We start from the raw sequence: 691 nt of genomic DNA on the forward strand, positions 1-691 counted from the left end.
TCTTGATTATGAAATTAAGTTTGGTAAACACATTGCTTTTCGTTATAAAGATAAGCAAAGATTTACAAGAGCAAAGACTATCGGAGAAGATTATACCGAAGAAAAAATCAAAGAAAGAATAGATTTAGCTATTAAAAACAAAGCTAATCCTATTAAAAAGTGTGTAGGAAACGTCATTGATATATCTACTAATGAAAAAGCTCAATCATCTAAAGGATATGAAGTTTGGGCAAGAAAACACAATATCAAAACAATGGCAGATTCAATAATAATATTAAGAGAACAAGGCATTAATTCCATTACCCAACTCGATGATCTGATCAAAAAATCTGCTGATGATAGACAAGACTTATTAGATAAAATAAAGAAGATTGAAACTGAAATGAAGAGTTTATCCCAGGATATGGAAAATATAAATACTATAAATAAATATCGTGAAATCTATAAATGCCACAAGAAAAATCCTGAAGATAAGCAATTTGCAGAAGAATACTATAGTGAACTTTCCGTCTATAAAATAGCTGCTAAAGAGATCTTAGAAAATTATAAAAAACTACCAAACACAAAAGAAATATTAACGAAACTCGATAATTTGCAAGAAAAAAAAGAACGCCCTTATGCAAGAGTATTCTTTGAATAAAGAACAGTTTTCAGACCTTGTTCAGTATAGGAAAAATTATGAAAATTATTA

General features: G+C 28.2%; 1 pseudogene. It reads left to right on the forward strand.

Going from position 1 to position 691, the window contains the following annotated elements:
- Nucleotides 1-640: pseudogene (locus HMPREF9083_RS06610) on the forward strand (relaxase/mobilization nuclease domain-containing protein); the annotation flags it as partial.
- Between the last annotated feature and the right edge of the window lie 51 nt (nucleotides 641-691).

The organism is Dialister micraerophilus DSM 19965 (assembly GCF_000194985.1).
Lineage (GTDB): Bacteria > Bacillota > Negativicutes > Veillonellales > Dialisteraceae > Dialister > Dialister micraerophilus.